Annotated in this window: 13 protein-coding genes and 1 riboswitch; of the genes, 2 read left to right on the forward strand and 11 right to left on the reverse strand. The window is 37.7% G+C overall.

What is annotated here, in order from left to right:
* Positions 1-63: 63 nt before the first annotated feature.
* The 3 genes from CFK40_RS20135 to CFK40_RS20145 all read right to left on the reverse strand — a co-directional run bounded on the left by CFK40_RS20135 (position 64) and on the right by CFK40_RS20145 (position 3,873).
* Positions 64-513 carry a GNAT family N-acetyltransferase gene (locus CFK40_RS20135; protein WP_089534140.1) on the reverse strand — a complete coding sequence of 150 codons (450 nt, stop codon included), beginning with the start codon at positions 511-513 and terminating at the stop codon, positions 64-66.
* A gap of 67 nt (positions 514-580) precedes the next feature.
* A complete protein-coding gene (locus CFK40_RS20140) occupies positions 581-1,624 on the reverse strand; it encodes a ribonucleotide-diphosphate reductase subunit beta (protein WP_089534141.1) in 1,044 nt (347 codons plus the stop codon).
* Between the two features lie 80 nt (positions 1,625-1,704).
* Complete coding sequence (locus CFK40_RS20145) at positions 1,705-3,873, reverse strand: ribonucleoside-diphosphate reductase subunit alpha (RefSeq protein WP_264371423.1); 2,169 nt, start codon at positions 3,871-3,873, stop codon at positions 1,705-1,707.
* Between the two features lie 193 nt (positions 3,874-4,066).
* Positions 4,067-4,266: riboswitch (cobalamin riboswitch) on the reverse strand.
* Between the two features lie 158 nt (positions 4,267-4,424).
* On the opposite strand from CFK40_RS20145, the gene CFK40_RS20150 reads away from it, so the two are divergent.
* The gene (locus tag CFK40_RS20150) at positions 4,425-5,300 is read left to right on the forward strand and encodes an NAD(P)-dependent oxidoreductase (protein WP_089534143.1); all 876 of its coding nucleotides are present in this window, start codon (positions 4,425-4,427) and stop codon (positions 5,298-5,300) included.
* A gap of 1 nt (position 5,301) precedes the next feature.
* Here the strand turns inward: CFK40_RS20150 and CFK40_RS20155 are convergent, their stop codons facing one another.
* The 6 genes from CFK40_RS20155 to CFK40_RS20180 form a co-directional block, all read right to left on the reverse strand.
* Positions 5,302-5,601, reverse strand: coding sequence for a hypothetical protein (locus CFK40_RS20155; protein WP_089534144.1), 300 nt, complete (start codon positions 5,599-5,601; stop codon positions 5,302-5,304).
* Between the two features lie 2 nt (positions 5,602-5,603).
* On the reverse strand, positions 5,604-6,284 hold the full coding sequence (locus tag CFK40_RS20160) for a class I SAM-dependent methyltransferase (protein WP_089534145.1): 681 nt from the start codon (positions 6,282-6,284) through the stop codon (positions 5,604-5,606).
* A gap of 126 nt (positions 6,285-6,410) precedes the next feature.
* Complete coding sequence (locus CFK40_RS20165) at positions 6,411-6,608, reverse strand: cold shock domain-containing protein (RefSeq protein ID WP_089534146.1); 198 nt, start codon at positions 6,606-6,608, stop codon at positions 6,411-6,413.
* A gap of 246 nt (positions 6,609-6,854) precedes the next feature.
* Entirely contained in the window at positions 6,855-7,994 is a 1,140-nt protein-coding gene (locus CFK40_RS20170; RefSeq protein WP_089534147.1) for a thiolase family protein, read from the reverse strand.
* A 13-nt stretch (positions 7,995-8,007) separates the two neighbouring features.
* Positions 8,008-9,462, reverse strand: a complete 1,455-nt coding sequence (locus CFK40_RS20175) for an AMP-binding protein (RefSeq protein WP_089534148.1) — start codon at positions 9,460-9,462, stop codon at positions 8,008-8,010.
* Between the two features lie 27 nt (positions 9,463-9,489).
* Positions 9,490-10,047 carry a biotin transporter BioY gene (locus CFK40_RS20180; protein WP_089534149.1) on the reverse strand — a complete coding sequence of 186 codons (558 nt, stop codon included), beginning with the start codon at positions 10,045-10,047 and terminating at the stop codon, positions 9,490-9,492.
* A 280-nt stretch (positions 10,048-10,327) separates the two neighbouring features.
* On the opposite strand from CFK40_RS20180, the gene trhO reads away from it, so the two are divergent.
* Entirely contained in the window at positions 10,328-11,302 is a 975-nt protein-coding gene (gene trhO / locus CFK40_RS20185) for an oxygen-dependent tRNA uridine(34) hydroxylase TrhO (RefSeq protein WP_089534150.1), read from the forward strand.
* Between the two features lie 396 nt (positions 11,303-11,698).
* On the opposite strand, the gene CFK40_RS20195 is transcribed toward trhO, so the two are convergent.
* Positions 11,699-13,453 carry an IS1182 family transposase gene (locus CFK40_RS20195; protein WP_089534152.1) on the reverse strand — a complete coding sequence of 585 codons (1,755 nt, stop codon included), beginning with the start codon at positions 13,451-13,453 and terminating at the stop codon, positions 11,699-11,701.
* Between the two features lie 171 nt (positions 13,454-13,624).
* Positions 13,625-15,538: a TRAP transporter permease gene (locus CFK40_RS20200; RefSeq protein WP_089534467.1), complete on the reverse strand. Its 1,914-nt coding sequence runs from the start codon at positions 15,536-15,538 to the stop codon at positions 13,625-13,627.
* Positions 15,539-15,590: the final 52 nt, after the last annotated feature.

Here is a 15,590-nt window from a genome sequence, read left to right on the forward strand (position 1 = left end):
AATAGGTACAAATTAGTTCTACCTATAATTTGTGCAGAAGACCAGTATTCATGCGGTTAAAAGCTATTGGTTTTTTGACCAAATCATGTCAATGTGGGGAATATTATCATCCAAATAAACATCGGAAATTTGAACAAATCCTAACGCTGAATAAAATTTATGTAGATAATTCTGAGCCTGAATTTTTATCGTGTTTTCGGTCCACTCATCCGTTACAAATTGAATTGCCTTTTTCATAAGTAATTTCGCATAACCATTAGCGCGAAAGTCTCTTGTAACTAGTACACGACCAATTGATACTTCCTCATATTTCGTATTACTTGGCAGGATTCGTACGTATGCAGCAATCTGATTATCGATGGTTAAAAAGTAATGAATGGCTGCTTGGTCATAATTATCTATCTCCTCGTATGCACATTCCTGCTCAACTACAAATACATCTACTCGAGCTTTCATAATGCTATATAACTCATCATTTGATAACGCTTGAAATTCCTTTACATTCCAATTCAACTCGTTCACCCTTTTTTCTTTACATAGTAGCAGAAAAGCAGCCTCTATTCTAGAAGCTGCTCTTACTTTACAAATCGTCGAATCCATTATCCGTATAATTCACTTTTGTATATTGTCTTGACTTTTGCTCAAAGAAATCAGATTTACCTAAATCCACTTCTTCATACGCTTTAATCCAGCGCAAAGGATTTTTACGGTACTCGGGATAAGGTCGCTCGTAACCAAGTTGTTTACACCGAACATTTGCATAAAACTTAATATAAGCTTCTACATCCTCAATGTTAATCCCCGTAATCTTGTCCCCAATTATATAGTTTGCCCACTCTATTTCTAGCTCAGCCGCTTCTTTAAATGTTTGTTGAACGAAATTACTCATTTCTTCTGAATCAAATTCTGGATATTCAACTAGTACCTCTTTATAAATTCTTACAAATAAATCAACATGAATTTGTTCATCGCGGTTAATATAATTAATCATGGTAGATGTCGCGACCATCTTTTGATTTCGTGCTAAATGGTAGAAAAATGCAAAGCCTGAGTAGAAGAAAAGCCCTTCCAAAATGACATCGTAAACAATGGATTTTAACAAACTTTCTACCGATGGATTTTCCACAAACTCTGTATATCCATTTGTAATAAAATCATTTCGCTTTTCTAAAACAGGCTCGCTTCGCCAGAAATCAAACACTTCGTCTTGTTTGGACTTAGAAACGAGACTTGATAATACATATGAATAGGAATGATTATGAATTACCTCTTGTTGCGCCAGAATAATCATCAATGCATTTAGACTCGAATCTGTTAAGTAATCCGCAACTTTTCCCGCATAGTCCGTTTGAATACTATCAAGCAAAGCTAATAAGCCAATAATTTTTAGAAATGCTTCCTGCTCATTGGAAGTTAGTGTTTGTATTTGTTTCTTGTCTTGAGCCATATTAATTTCAAACGGAGTCCAAAAGTTACCAAGCATTTTTTTATATTTCGGGTATGCCCAAGCGAACCTGACATCATCCCAGTTTAAAATATTAGAGCTTTTACCATTAATAATTTTTGTCGAACGATTTGGTGCCTGCTTGTCCATGATTGTGCGTGTTTGTATCGGTGAATCCATAGTATCTCCTCCTATCGGCGGGGTCAGTCCCCCACCACGTTAATACGTTAAAGTGATAATGCGATGGAGGACTGTCCCCCTTAACTCGAACATGATTCACATTCTTCAATATCTGATGAAGTTGATCGTAAATAATAGGTTGTTTTGAAACCTGACTGCCATGCTAAAAGATGTATTTCTAATAATTCACGAGCTTGTACACCGTTTGGCACATAAATGTTAAAGGAAATCCCTTGATCAATATGTTTTTGTCTTGCAGCATTTTGCGCAACACTCCATTTTTGATCAATCATATAAGCGGATTTGTAATACCATGTTGTTTCTGCACTTAAATCAGGTGCTGTTACAGGTATTTTAAAATCCTTTTTTTCCTCAGAATAAAATTTCCTGAAAATCGGATCAATACTTGCTGAGCTCCCAGCTATTAGCGAAGTGGAAGAGTTCGGTGCCACCGCCATCAAGTAGCTATTTCGTATACCATTCTCTTGTACATCCTCCTGCAGTTTATTCCAGTCAAAATTTGATTCCGCTTGATTCAAATAGCCTTTTCGTTCAAAATATTTTCCAGTATCCCATTCTGATCCACTAAACAGCGGATATGGCTCTTTTTCCTTTGCCAGATCCATACTCGCTTGGATTGTTAAATATGCAATCTTTTCATACAGTGAATCCGCAAATTCAATGGATTCCTCACTTTCCCATTTCATGCGTTTTAGCGCCAATAAATGATGCCATCCGAATGTTCCTAGACCGATTGCCCGGTACCGCACGTTTGTATATCTAGCTTGCGGAACAGGAATATGGTTCAAGTCAATCACATTATCCAGCATTCGAACTTGTATCGGTATTAATTTTTCCAGAACATCATCAACCACTGCCCGTCCCAAATTAATCGAGGATAGATTGCACACAACGAAATCCCCTGGTTCTTTCGTAATTAAAATTTTACCATCCTTTGTTTGCTGATCAATAAACTTGGTAGGGCTTTGGTTTTGCATAATTTCCGTGCAAAGATTACTGCAATAAATCATGCCCGTATGTTTATTTACATTTTGGCGATTAACTTCATCCCGGTAAAAAAGGAACGGCCCACCTGTTTCAAGTTGCCCTTTCATAATGCTTTTCATAATTTCAATTGCTGGAACCGCTTCTTTAGAAAGAGTTGGATTTGCAACACACTCCGCATACCTTTCACGGAAAGATCCGTTTTCCTTTTCTTCATCGTAAAAGTTCTCTAATGAGTATCCCATCACAGTTCGAATTTCATGAGGATCAAATAAATACCAATCATCTCGAGCTTCAACCTTTTCCATAAACAAATCAGGCAGCGTCACACCAGTAAACAAATCGTGGGTTCGCATCCGTTCATCACCGTTGTTTAGTTTCGCATCAAGAAATGAGTGAATATCCTTGTGCCAAACATCTAAATAAACACAAATAGCACCCTTACGCTGACCAAGCTGATCCACGCTGACAGCTGTATTATTTAGCTGCTTCATCCATGGAATGACACCTGATGATGCCCCCTTAAAGCCTTTAATCATACTTCCGCTACTACGAATTTTCCCCAAATAGACGCCGATTCCACCACCATTTTTTGATAAATTTGCAATATCGGTATTGCTATCATAAATACTTTGTAGACTATCATCCAATGTATCAATAAAACAGCTAGACAATTGCCCATAGCTTTTTCCAGCATTTGAAAGTGTTGGTGTTGCAACAGTCATATATAGATTACTCATCGCCCAATAAGCCTGTCCCACCAAGTCCATACGTCTATCCTTAGGCTCATCCTGCATAAGTGTCATTGCGATGATCATAAATCGCTCTTGAGGAAGCTCATAAATTTCTTTCGTATAATTTTTTGCTAAGTAACGATCGGCTAATGTCTTTAAGCCGATAAAGGTAAAAAGCTGATCTCGCTCAGGCCTAATTAATCTTTCTAACTGATCCACTTCATCTTTATCATAGGTATGTAATAAACCCTGGTCGTAAATTCCAATTTCCGTTATCTCCGAGATTAACTTGTAAAGCGAACCATATTTTTTCTCATAATCATAATTTCGATTTTTTGCTGCTTGGTTGTACAACCATTCCGAGTAAATCATAGCTGCAACATATGTCCAATCAGGATGCTCTTCATCTATATTTGATAAAGCTTCCAATGTTAGATGGTTTACCCATTCTTCTGTAGATATGCTTTCTTTCGTATTCGCATTTTTGTCTAGAAATGATTGGATTGGCATAGTTGGAAAAGCCTCTTTTACCCTTTCTTCTAAATAACTTTTCCAGCTTTTCGTAAGTATTGCAGTTTGCATGATTCAACATCTCCTTTTTATGTACTAAAAAACCGCTCATGCTAGGAGGCCATGAACGGTTAAAACGACAGAAATAATCTACTTCTCCATCGTTTCGTCTTCTTTGGCCCCGAAGAATGGAAACTTTTCACAAGGTTTGGCAGGTCTCCTGACTTATGTGTTCATCTACTTGAGTACCTTCCCATATTATTAACGTTAAGCTAACAATACAGTGGATAATTTCTCGTTCGTTCACATTCACAGTTGCGGGGACAGTTCTGGTTTTGCACCAGATTCCCTATTAAGGCCACTAAATTTGGCCACCAAACTTGTAGGATAAAACTATATATAGTATGTAGTTTTTAAATATTTAGCAATATCTTGTGTTTTAAGGCTATCATAGGTTGAGAATGATTGCAATACTATCTCTGTAAAAAAGGAATATTTAACTAAGTGTCGAATTACTATTAATTAGGTAGAAGTATAGGAGGTCATAGTAAATGGTGCAATCTAAACAAACAATCGGATTTATTGGAATAGGTGTAATGGGAAAAAGTATGGCAAAAAATTTGATGACTGCCGGTTACCCAGTTCAAGTATTTACACGTACAAAAGAAAAAGCGCGGTCACTCATTGAAGAAGGAGCTACTTGGAGTGAATCAGTTGCTGAACTTGCACGAGAAGTAGACGTAATCATCACAATGGTTGGATATCCAAATGATGTCGAGTCTATCTATTTTGGTGGAGATGGAATTTTAGAAAACGCGAAAAAAAAATCATATGTGGTAGACATGACCACGTCCAAACCTTCTTTAGCTGAGAAAATAGGCAGAGATGCGGCACAACAGGGACTTTTCTCGTTAGATGCACCAGTATCTGGCGGAGATGTTGGTGCCCAAAATGGCAAATTATCAATTATGGTTGGTGGAGATGTACAAGTATATCAGGAGTTGCTCCCAATTTTCAAAGTGATGGGAAGTAACATTATTCATCAAGGAAAGTCTGGTGCTGGTCAACATACCAAGCTTTGCAACCAAATCACAATTGCGTCTAACATGATCGGTGTTTGCGAAGCAATTGTTTATGCAAAAAAGGCTGGACTTGACCCGGAAAAGGTTTTGGAAAGCATTACAACTGGCGCTGCAGGTAGCTGGTCATTATCAAACCTTGCACCAAGAATGATAGAAGGTGACTTTGCCCCAGGTTTCTTCGTGAAGCACTTTATCAAAGATATGAGACTTGCACTAGAGTCAGCAAATGAAATGGACTTATTGACACCTGGGCTTGCACTCTCACTTGAACTTTACACAGAGTTAGCAGAGCAAGGAGATGAAGATAGCGGAACCCAGGCATTGGTAAAGCTATTTAATAAGTAAATCACTTTTTTCGTTTGTCAATTTGCTCTTGTACGATAAATGCTAAATCGTCATTGCCAAAAAGTTGTAATACATTCATAACAGTCGAGTCAGGAATTTCTTCTGACTCTTTTTTTGGTACAGTTAGCTCTAACGCTTCATCCAAGGCATTGTTTTTCATTTGCGATGGATACGCCTGTTCATACAAGGACCTAGGCTCGAGGTCATTGTTTATACACCACTGGGCATAAATTAAGATCATCATTTTCTCGTCGTTTTGATAGCTTTCAATGACCCTTTCTTCCATTTCTTTTCGCTCCATCGTTATTCACCTTCTTTTCGTAGCATAAATACCCATAAGAATGTTAATGCTTGTTTTAATTCCATTGGTAAACCTTCATAATTTCGTTCCTTTACACCATCTCGATAAACACCAAAACCATCAACATATGTAAAGTTATTTTCCTGTGCCAGCTTTTGAAACTCCCATGGCATCATCGTATTTGCAATAGCCTTATCGCCATACACCCTTGGATAGCTATGTGTGCGTGGTCCAGCAGTTGGTCCTAATATGCCAACACATAACAGACCATCCTTTTTCAAAACGCGGCTCAACTGCTTAAGTGCATTTGCTGGAACCTCTGTCCATTCCAGAACATTGATGGACATGATTCCTTCACAACTGTTCGCTTCAAACGGCAAATTCATCACATCACCTTGGATAAAAGGAATTTCTTCAGCTCGCTCCTTTGCACGGTTAATCATTTCACTAGAAAGATCCATTCCGACAACATCGTACCCTGCCTTATGTAACTTATAGGTTCCATATCCATCGCCACAACCAATATCGTATACCTTACATCCTTTTTTCATATGCTTTTCAACGAAAGGAATAATATCTTTTCTACTACCGTTATCCCACATATTTACACTGCGTTCATTCCAGAATTGCGCGCGTCTATCCCATTGTAATTCTGCTTCTTTATTCCAATTAAACGAAGTCATGTTATAAACCTCCCAATAATTTATTCTTACTTTATTATAACCTAGTTGGTTTATATAAGATTATGTATATTCAACAAAAAAGGTTTATCTCAAAATATGTGAGATAAACCTTCCATTTAATATCTATTATAGTGTAGTTACATTAGCTGCTTGTGGTCCACGGTTACCTTCAACGATTTCAAATTCAACGTCTTGACCTTCTTCAAGCGTCTTGAAACCTTCTGATTGGATTGCTGAGAAATGTACGAATACATCGTCTCCATCTTCCTGTTCGATGAAACCGAATCCTTTTTCTGCATTAAACCATTTTACTTTACCAGTCATTAAAATGACCTCCTTATACAAATATCGTGCAAAGTAATTGAATCATAAATACTTTTACACCACTTTGGTAAAGAGATCGTAAAGTATTATTCAAACTCCAATTTCCTTTTGCACCTTTAATTTTACCTTTCACCCAGAAATAATGCAAGTTATTATGAATTTTTTTACAAACAATATTCGACAATATACATGTTATAGAATATTGGATTTTTCCTCGATCATTTCATTCCTACATCAAACATGGATCTATTCATAGCCTTCAAAAAGTGTAGCTAGGCCAAGACCACCGCCAATTCCTAATGTGGCTATGGCCTGCTTGCCTTTCTTCCTTTGCATCTCTGTACATAATCGAGTCACAAGGATTGCACCTGACGCACCATAAGGGTGACCAAAAGCAAGTGCACCACCCCCAACATTTAGCCGATCATATGGAATGTGTAGTTCATTTATAGAAGCTAGCACTTGTGAAGCAAATGCCTCATTAAATTCAATTAAATCAATGTCTGCTATTGTTAACTGGGTTCGTTTAAGTAATTTCTTTACTGCAGGAATTGGGCCAATACCAAGAAGATTTGGATCTACTCCTACACTTGTAGCATCGATGAATTTTAACACTGGTTTTAAACCTAGTTCCTCACATTTTTGTTCCGTCATGATGAGTGCTGCTGCAGCCCCATCATTAATAGGACACGTATTGCCAGCAGTCACTGTACCATTTTCTTTAAAAAGGGGTTTTAAGGCAGAAAGAGTTTTCATGGATAGCCGTGAACGTGGACATTCGTCACGCTCCTTACCCTGAACGACAACCATTTCATTTTTAAATCTCTCTTCCATGCTCGCAGTAATTGCTTTTTGATGACTATTGTATGCGAACAGATCTTGCTCCTCACGTGAAATATGGTATTCTTCTGCAACGTTTTCAGCAGCAACTCCCATTTCAGGGTCACCGATTGAATCTGGAGAAAAACGGGCACGTGTATAGATAGATGGATTTCCGTAAATAGAAGATGGTTTTTCCATTTTCCATGGTGCAAGACTACTACTTTCAATTCCTCCTGCTATATAAATTTCACCGGCTCCTGCTTGAATTTGACGGCATGCGATGTTAATCGCCTCGAGTCCTGATCCGCACTGACGATCAACAGTAACAGCAGGAACTTCAACTGGTATTCCTGCTGTAAGTGCTGTCAGTCTAGCTACGTTTCCACCTGGTCCAATTACATTTCCAAGTATCACTTCGTCAATATCTGAAGGATTGATCTTACTTTCTTTTACAAGCGCTTGTATAACCTGAGCGCCTAATGTCTCGGGCGCAATGTTCCTAAACATGCCACCAATCTTTCCAACGGCCGTCCGTTTAGCTAGTACAATTACTGGTGTAACCATCTTTTCTTCAACCTCACAAAATCAGATTTAATTCTTTTCGGGCTATTTTTCCAGTAGAAGTATATGGAAAAACATCTACTACATGAATCTCTTTTGGGCATTTATAAGAGGCTAATTGCTTTTTACAATAGACCTTTATATGTTCTGTATCGACTGTACTTATGTCTTCATTCAACATGATAAGCGCGACTACTTTTTGTCCCCAATATTCATCCGCTAGTCCAATAACAATTGCTTCTTTGATTGATTTCATTTCCTTAATAACCTTTTCTACTTCCTCTGGATAAACATTTAGACCACCAGTAATAATCATATTTTTTTCTCGTCCAATTATTGTAAGTAATCCATCATGGTTGATAAAACCCAAATCGCCTATATTAGCTCCATACGGGGTTAACACCTCGCTTGTTGTTTTTTTATTATTGAGGTAACCTGTAAAAAGAAAGTCACTTTCTATAAAAATATTGCCAATTTCTCCATTGGGAACAAGCTCATTAGATTGATTTCGTATTGAAATACGAACACCAGGAAAAGCCTTTCCTACACTATGTGGATGCAGTTCTGTCATCTCTTCGGTTGCATAGGAAACAAAACTCAGTTCTGAAGCACCATAATACTCATATATTCGACCTGCAGGAAATGTTTTTTGTAATTTGTTTTTAATTTTTGGTGTCAACTTAGCTCCTGACGATAAAATAGGAATTTTCTTATTTGTGGAACCAGTTTGTTGTGCTAAACCATGGAGCATTGTTGGAACTGCATAAATAACCGTAGCTCTTCCATCACTTAAAATATCGAACGTTGATTCTGCAGAAAATGATGGTGTTAGATAAAATGATGCACCGATATGAAGTGCATGCACTGCACCGAATAATGATAGAGAATGACATAAAGGACCAGGTGCTATGATAATATCATCGTGATTATAATGAAACGCTTTCTCGGCTGCAATAAAACTAGCTAACCATGATTCATGATTTCGAATAAAACCTTTCGGCGTTCCAGTTGACCCAGATGTGAAGCCTAAATAGAAATGTTCGTTCGAAAAGACATTCCATACGTTCGTATTAGTATTTTCTGTAGTTCTTTTTAAATCCTCTACATAATGAATACAATCGAAAGAATAAGCTGTTGCTTGAAAAAACGACTTACTTGTAATTAATAAATCGGGTTCTGCTTCATCCATAATTTGAACAGCTTCCCGTCTACTCCACTTCGGATCAAACGGGATAGCCACCCACCCCATTGCCACGACTGCAAAAAACAACTCAAGAAATGCTGGTTCATTACCGATAAGGATGGCTACTTTTTGCGATTGTTTCTCTTGTGAAAGTTCTTCTAAGTTTTGTCTTAGCTGACAAATGCTACGATAAAAATCTCCATAAGATATTTTTTTATCATCAAAATAAATTGCCGTTTTGCGTGGATGTTTTTGTGCAATTTGTTTCATATTTTTTCCAATACCCATTTTTTCACTACCTTTTTTCCAGTAAATTTATGCTGCTTGTTGGAATTTTTTTATTAACGGATATGTTCGACAAATCTTCAGAGTGATTATACCAGCGATAAAGGCCTTTATTAAATCCCCTGGCAAGAATACTAGTGAAGTAAATGCAGTAGCCAACCACGGAAGATTTCCTACAACCGATAAAAATGTAATCCCGCAAACATAAATAACAATGATTCCTCCAACTACATTGAATGTGATGATTTTCCATAATTTTAATGTACTCCAGCTCTTTTCAACACAGTATCCGATTGTCCATGCGGCAAGTGGCCAGCTTAAAATATAGCCTCCTCCTGGGCCAAATAATACACCCAATCCAGCTCTGCCACCTGATAATAATGGCACCCCGACGGCCACAAGTAATGTAAACAATAGCAAACTAAGGCCAGCACGACGTGCACCGAGTACACCACCAGCTAACATTACTCCTAGTGTTTGTAACGTGATTGGCACAGGGATTACAGGGAGTAAAATAGGCGGGAAAAATCCCAAGATACCAATTATTGCCGCAAATAAAGATATGTACATCATGTCTAGTAATTTCATTGTTGCAACCTCCATTCTACTAATTTAGTGTATACGCTAATAGAATGATATAAATAAAAGAGGTTGTATGTCAACCTTACATATTATAAAGTTTACATATTTAGAAGAAATGGTAATTTACACCTCTGTTTTCTTTATCTTCGTCCTAAACTTTAAACTAATTTGCGGATTGGCATATCAATCAAAAACATGGTAAAATAAGTACTTGCAAGAGTAACAATGAATAAGATCAGCGCCAAACATTTGTATCTTGCAAATATAAATGATAGGTGGTAACAAAATGTCAAGTACGATGGAATATCAAGTATTATTATACTATAACTATGTACACATAGAAGATCCTGAACAATTTGCAATGGATCATTTGCAGTTTTGTAAGGGTCTGGAGTTAAAGGGTAGAATTTTAGTAGCACAAGAAGGTATCAATGGTACCGTTTCGGGAACCATTGAACAAACACAAAAATACATGGATGCGATGCACAATGACCCACACTTTGCTGATATGACATTTAAAGTTGATGAGCATGATGGGCATTCTTTCAAAAAGATGCATGTACGTCCACGTAATGAATTAGTAACCCTTCGCTTGGAAGATGATATTAACCCAAAACAAACGACTGGAAAACATTTAAATCCAAAAGAATTTTTTGAAGCAATGCAAGATGAAGATACTGTGGTAATTGATGCCCGTAATGATTATGAATTTGACTTAGGACATTTTCGTGGAGCCATCCGTCCTGACATCGAAACGTTCCGTGACCTACCTGAATGGGTTCAACAGAATAAACACCTCATCGAAGGAAAACGTATTTTAACCTATTGTACAGGTGGTATACGGTGTGAGAAGTTTTCTGGCTGGTTAGTTAAGGAAGGTTATGAGGACGTAGCGCAGTTACATGGCGGGATTGTCACATACGGAAAAGATCCTGAAGTACAGGGTGAGCTATGGGATGGTCAATGCTATGTATTCGACGAACGAATTGCTGTACCAATTAATCGCAAAGAACATGTTGTTGTAGGTGTCGATTATTTTGATGGCAAGCCTTGTGAACGGTATGTTAATTGTGCACACCCACCATGCAATAGACAAATTATCTGTTCTGAGGAAAATGAACATAAGTATTTACGCGGATGTTCACACGAGTGCCGTACTAGCCCTCGTAATATGTACGTTCAGGAGCATGGACTAACAGATGAAGAAGTACAGATACGATTAAATAAAATTGAAGAAGAGAAAAATTCCCAAACTGTATAATAAATTGAGACTAGGCTGGTATTTATAAGTAGTTCACTTACCGCGGAGAAAATATCAAATCAACTAACAAATTTTCCAGTTTAATGTCCTTCATTGGTATGATGAAGGACTTTTCTTCTGCGTTTCCTTGTTTTTTTGACCTTCATCGGCATCATGAAGGTCTCTTCTTCTGCGCTTCCGTGTTCTTTTGTCCTTCATCGACATGATGAAGGTCTTTTCCTTCTGTGCTTCCGTGTTCTTTTGATCTTCATTGGCATAATGAAGGTCTTTTCCTGTGCATTTCCAGGTTCCTTTGTCCTTCATTGGCTTTTTATACGTGAATTTGGCATGTTATCTTACTTTTCTCTTCCAACAGTGAACTACTTATGATAGTTATGCCTAGTCTTTTTAGGTTTGTTATTGAACGTTGATATCCTGGAATAACGGTCGATAAACCAGATAGTTTCCATACTTCTTATTCAAAAAAAGATGAGGCTGGGACATAACTAGCCTAAAATAGTTAAAAAAGGTTCCGATTATCGTTTTTCGATAATCGGAACCTTTTTTCTTGTTAATTTTATTGTCTAGATTTCCATTAGCTGTGGTGGCGGAGTACTTTCTCAAGTTCACCGCCATAAACGCAAATCCTAATTCATTTTCTACTTTTTCTTTGCCTCTCACCGACATACGAGTGAAACGCAAATTAGCCTTCAAAAATCCGAAGACAGGCTCTACATCTATCTTACGCTTGCCATAGATTTCACCTGTTTCCGTTTCCGAAAGCTTTTCTCTTATATATGCTTTTTGTTTTTCCCATTTTTCGTTGTAATAAATCTTACGATTCTTTCCTTCCTTGGTTTTCGTACATTGGGATCGTAATGGACAATCCGAACAGTCTTCACATTCATAGACTTTAAATGTCCGTTTAAATCCAGCTTTATCTGTTCGATTAGAAAAGTAACCGAAGGTCACTTTTTTCCCGTTTGGACAGGTGAATGAATCGTCTTCTTGGTGATATTCCCAGTTGGCAATGGTAAAAGGATTATCCTTATATTTCTTTTTCTTCTCTTTACGATACAAATTATACGTGATTAGTGGCGTTCGTTTTCGATTGGTTAGAATATCTTCATAGTTTTGTTCACTACCATAACCTGCATCAGCGACAATGTACTTGGGTAGCTGAAAGAACTCTTTCTCCATTTTATTTAGAAAAGGAATGAACGTACGTGTATCGGTTGGATTTGGAAATACATCAAATGCAAGCGCATATTGTCCTTCTGTTGCAATTTGTACATTATAACCAGCTTTCAGTTGACCATTCTTCATATAATCATCTTTCATCCGCATAAAGGTGGCATCATGGTCTGTCTTCGAGTAACTGTTGCGTTCTCCGAATATAACCATATCGTTTTGGTATTTTTGTTTGCGCGCTACATAATCCTTGAACTGTTTGCGATATTGTTTTGGAGCTTTACGTTCCGAACGAAGTTGTTTACGTTCGCTTACGTCCTCACTCACTTCGATTTGTTCATCATAATCTTTAACCTTATCATGAAGCTTTTCCTCGACTCTTGCGAGTTCTTTCGTAGAAAGTTCATCTGGGCTTTCTCTTTCTCTTTCTATTTCAGGAATAATATCTTTTTCCAATAATTCTTCATATATTTGGTTGGACTTCTCTACCAAATTGGCACTGTATTTTTCAATTGCTTTTCGCCAAACAAACGTAAACTTATTGGCATTGGCTTCGATCTTCGTTCCATCAACAAAAATGGCTTCCTCTTCAATTAACTTCTCTTGAACAAGCTGACAACGAAATTGTACAAAGCACTGGCGCAATAACTCCTTTACTTCGGGATGAACACGGAAACGATTGATGGTACGGTAGCTTGGTTCATACCCTTGCGCTAACCACATCATACGTACACTATCTTTCAATAATCCTTCAATCTTCCTGCCGGAGAAGACCGATTGCGTATAAGCACATAAAATCACTTTCATCATCATCCGTGGATGATAAGCCGGGCAGCCTGTTTCATGTAAAAACCCAGTGAATGCTTCATCTGGAATATTTTCCACTACATCGTTAACGGCATAGGCTATATCATTTTCTTGAAGTTTGATTTCTAAATCTAACGGTAAAATGACTTGATTCATGGTATAATGTTTAAACATAAGGATACCTCCGATTCTGTTTTGGTGTGGTTACTTTAACTTTATCAGAAGGTATCCTTTTTGCGTACTTAATTTTAGAATTTTATTAAAAAAAGAGTGGTTTCCTCACTTATTGGTGGGTACCACTCTTTTTTAATTACTGGGTTTTGTCCCAGCCTCATCTTTTTTTTCTTAGGACGCGGATGTTAAACGTCCTGACTTATCTGATTTGTTTCTTGTAAATTGGATTATAGCAATAATCCCAAATATGACAAGTCCAACAAGTGAGAATTTTAGATCTGGATAAACTAACAGCAATCCTCCTGCAAATAAAAGTAAACGTTCTAACCAGTTAACGGAGCTAACAAAATAGCCAATCATACCAGAGCTTATACTCATCATTCCAAGCATGGCGGTAATTAGGGCAATAGAAACATTCATTACATTCGCGTCACCCTGCAATAGAAGAATCGGTTGTGACATAAACATGTACGGAATAATGAATGCTGCAATAGCCAGTTTAACCGCCGTAACCCCAGTTTTCATTGGGTTCGCTCCTGCTATTCCAGCTCCTGCAAATGCAGCTAGACATACAGGTGGCGTAATATCAGCCACAATTCCGAAGTAAAATACAAACATATGAACTGCAATTACTGGTACATCAAATGCTAATAAGGCAGGTGCTGCCATTGTCGCTGTTACAACATAGTTCGCTGTTGTAGGCAATCCCATACCTAATATAATACACGCAATCATGGTGAAAAACATAACTAGGAAAAATTGCCCTTGAGCAAGATCAATAATTCCACCTGCAATTTTTGGCCCAAGTCCTGTCGTAGTTACTGTACCCGCAATAATACCTGCAGTTGCACAGGCTGCGATAACGGGTAAAGCGGTTCTTGCTCCTTCTTCCAATAGTTTAATAATTCCTTTAAAAGATAAACGTGTATCTTTTCTAAAAAAGCTAATGACAAGTGCTGCTCCAATTGCGAAAAGCGCAGCAAATGTTGGTGTGTATCCTACAAGAAGAAAACCTATGATAATAATAAGTGGTATAAACAGGTCCAATCTTTTTACAAGATTCTTCGTTTTAGGGAGCTGCTCTTTTTTAAGACCTAAAATCCCTTGTTTACGAGCCTCAAAGTGTGTCCCCATAAATACACCTGAAAAATAAAGAATGGCTGGGATAATCGCAATAACAATTATATCGTTATACGGAATACCAGTGTAAGATGCCATAATAAATGCAGCAGCACCCATGATTGGTGGCATGATTTGACCACCTGTAGACGCTGAAGCTTCAGTAGCTGCTGCAAAGTGTGGTTTAAATCCTGCATTTTTCATCATTGGAATCGTAAAGGAACCAGATCCAACTGTATTTGCAACAGAGCTACCACTCACCATACCTTGCAAACCACTTGCCGCAACAGCTGCTTTTGCTGTGCCGCCTGTATACTTTCCTGTTACCCTGAGTGCAATATCATTGAAAAATTGTCCAATATTTGTTTTAACTAACATTACTCCGAAGAATAAGAACAAATAAATGTATGTGGATGAAATCTGAATAGGTGTACCAAATATGGAGCTTGAGCTAAAGAACATTTCTGTAGCGAGTGATGGCCAGTCGTAACCAGCATGCCCAATAACAGGAATGTATTGTCCAAGTAAACCATATAGAAGAGCTGCAATCGCGATGATGACGATTGGAAGTCCAACAACTCGTCTTGTTGCCTCTAGCAGTAAAATGATACCTGCAGTTGCAACAAATTGATCTGTCACTGTAAAACCAAAAATGATAGCATCGTTTATAAGTCGCTCATAGTTAAATATAATGTAATAGTTGGTAAATAGTGCTGCAAGAGCCAGTAGTGCGTCATACCACGGAACACCCCGACGTTTTGTCATGGACGATTTAATTGGATAAAGGAGATAAACCAAACTTAGTCCTGCTCCGAGATGGATAGCACCTTGAATAAGTGAAACATAAGAACCGTAAAAAGCAGTGTAAAGCTGGAAGATGGTTAAAGCCCCACCCACGATAAGAGTTATCCAACCCCATGGGCCTAAGTTTGTACGAAAAGCACTCTCTTTATCATATTTTGCCATTAATTCATCTTTATCAATTTGTCCAGTATCCTGTACAGTCAATGATCAAACC

It is taken from the genome of Virgibacillus necropolis (genome assembly GCF_002224365.1).
Lineage (GTDB): Bacteria > Bacillota > Bacilli > Bacillales > Amphibacillaceae > Virgibacillus_F > Virgibacillus_F necropolis.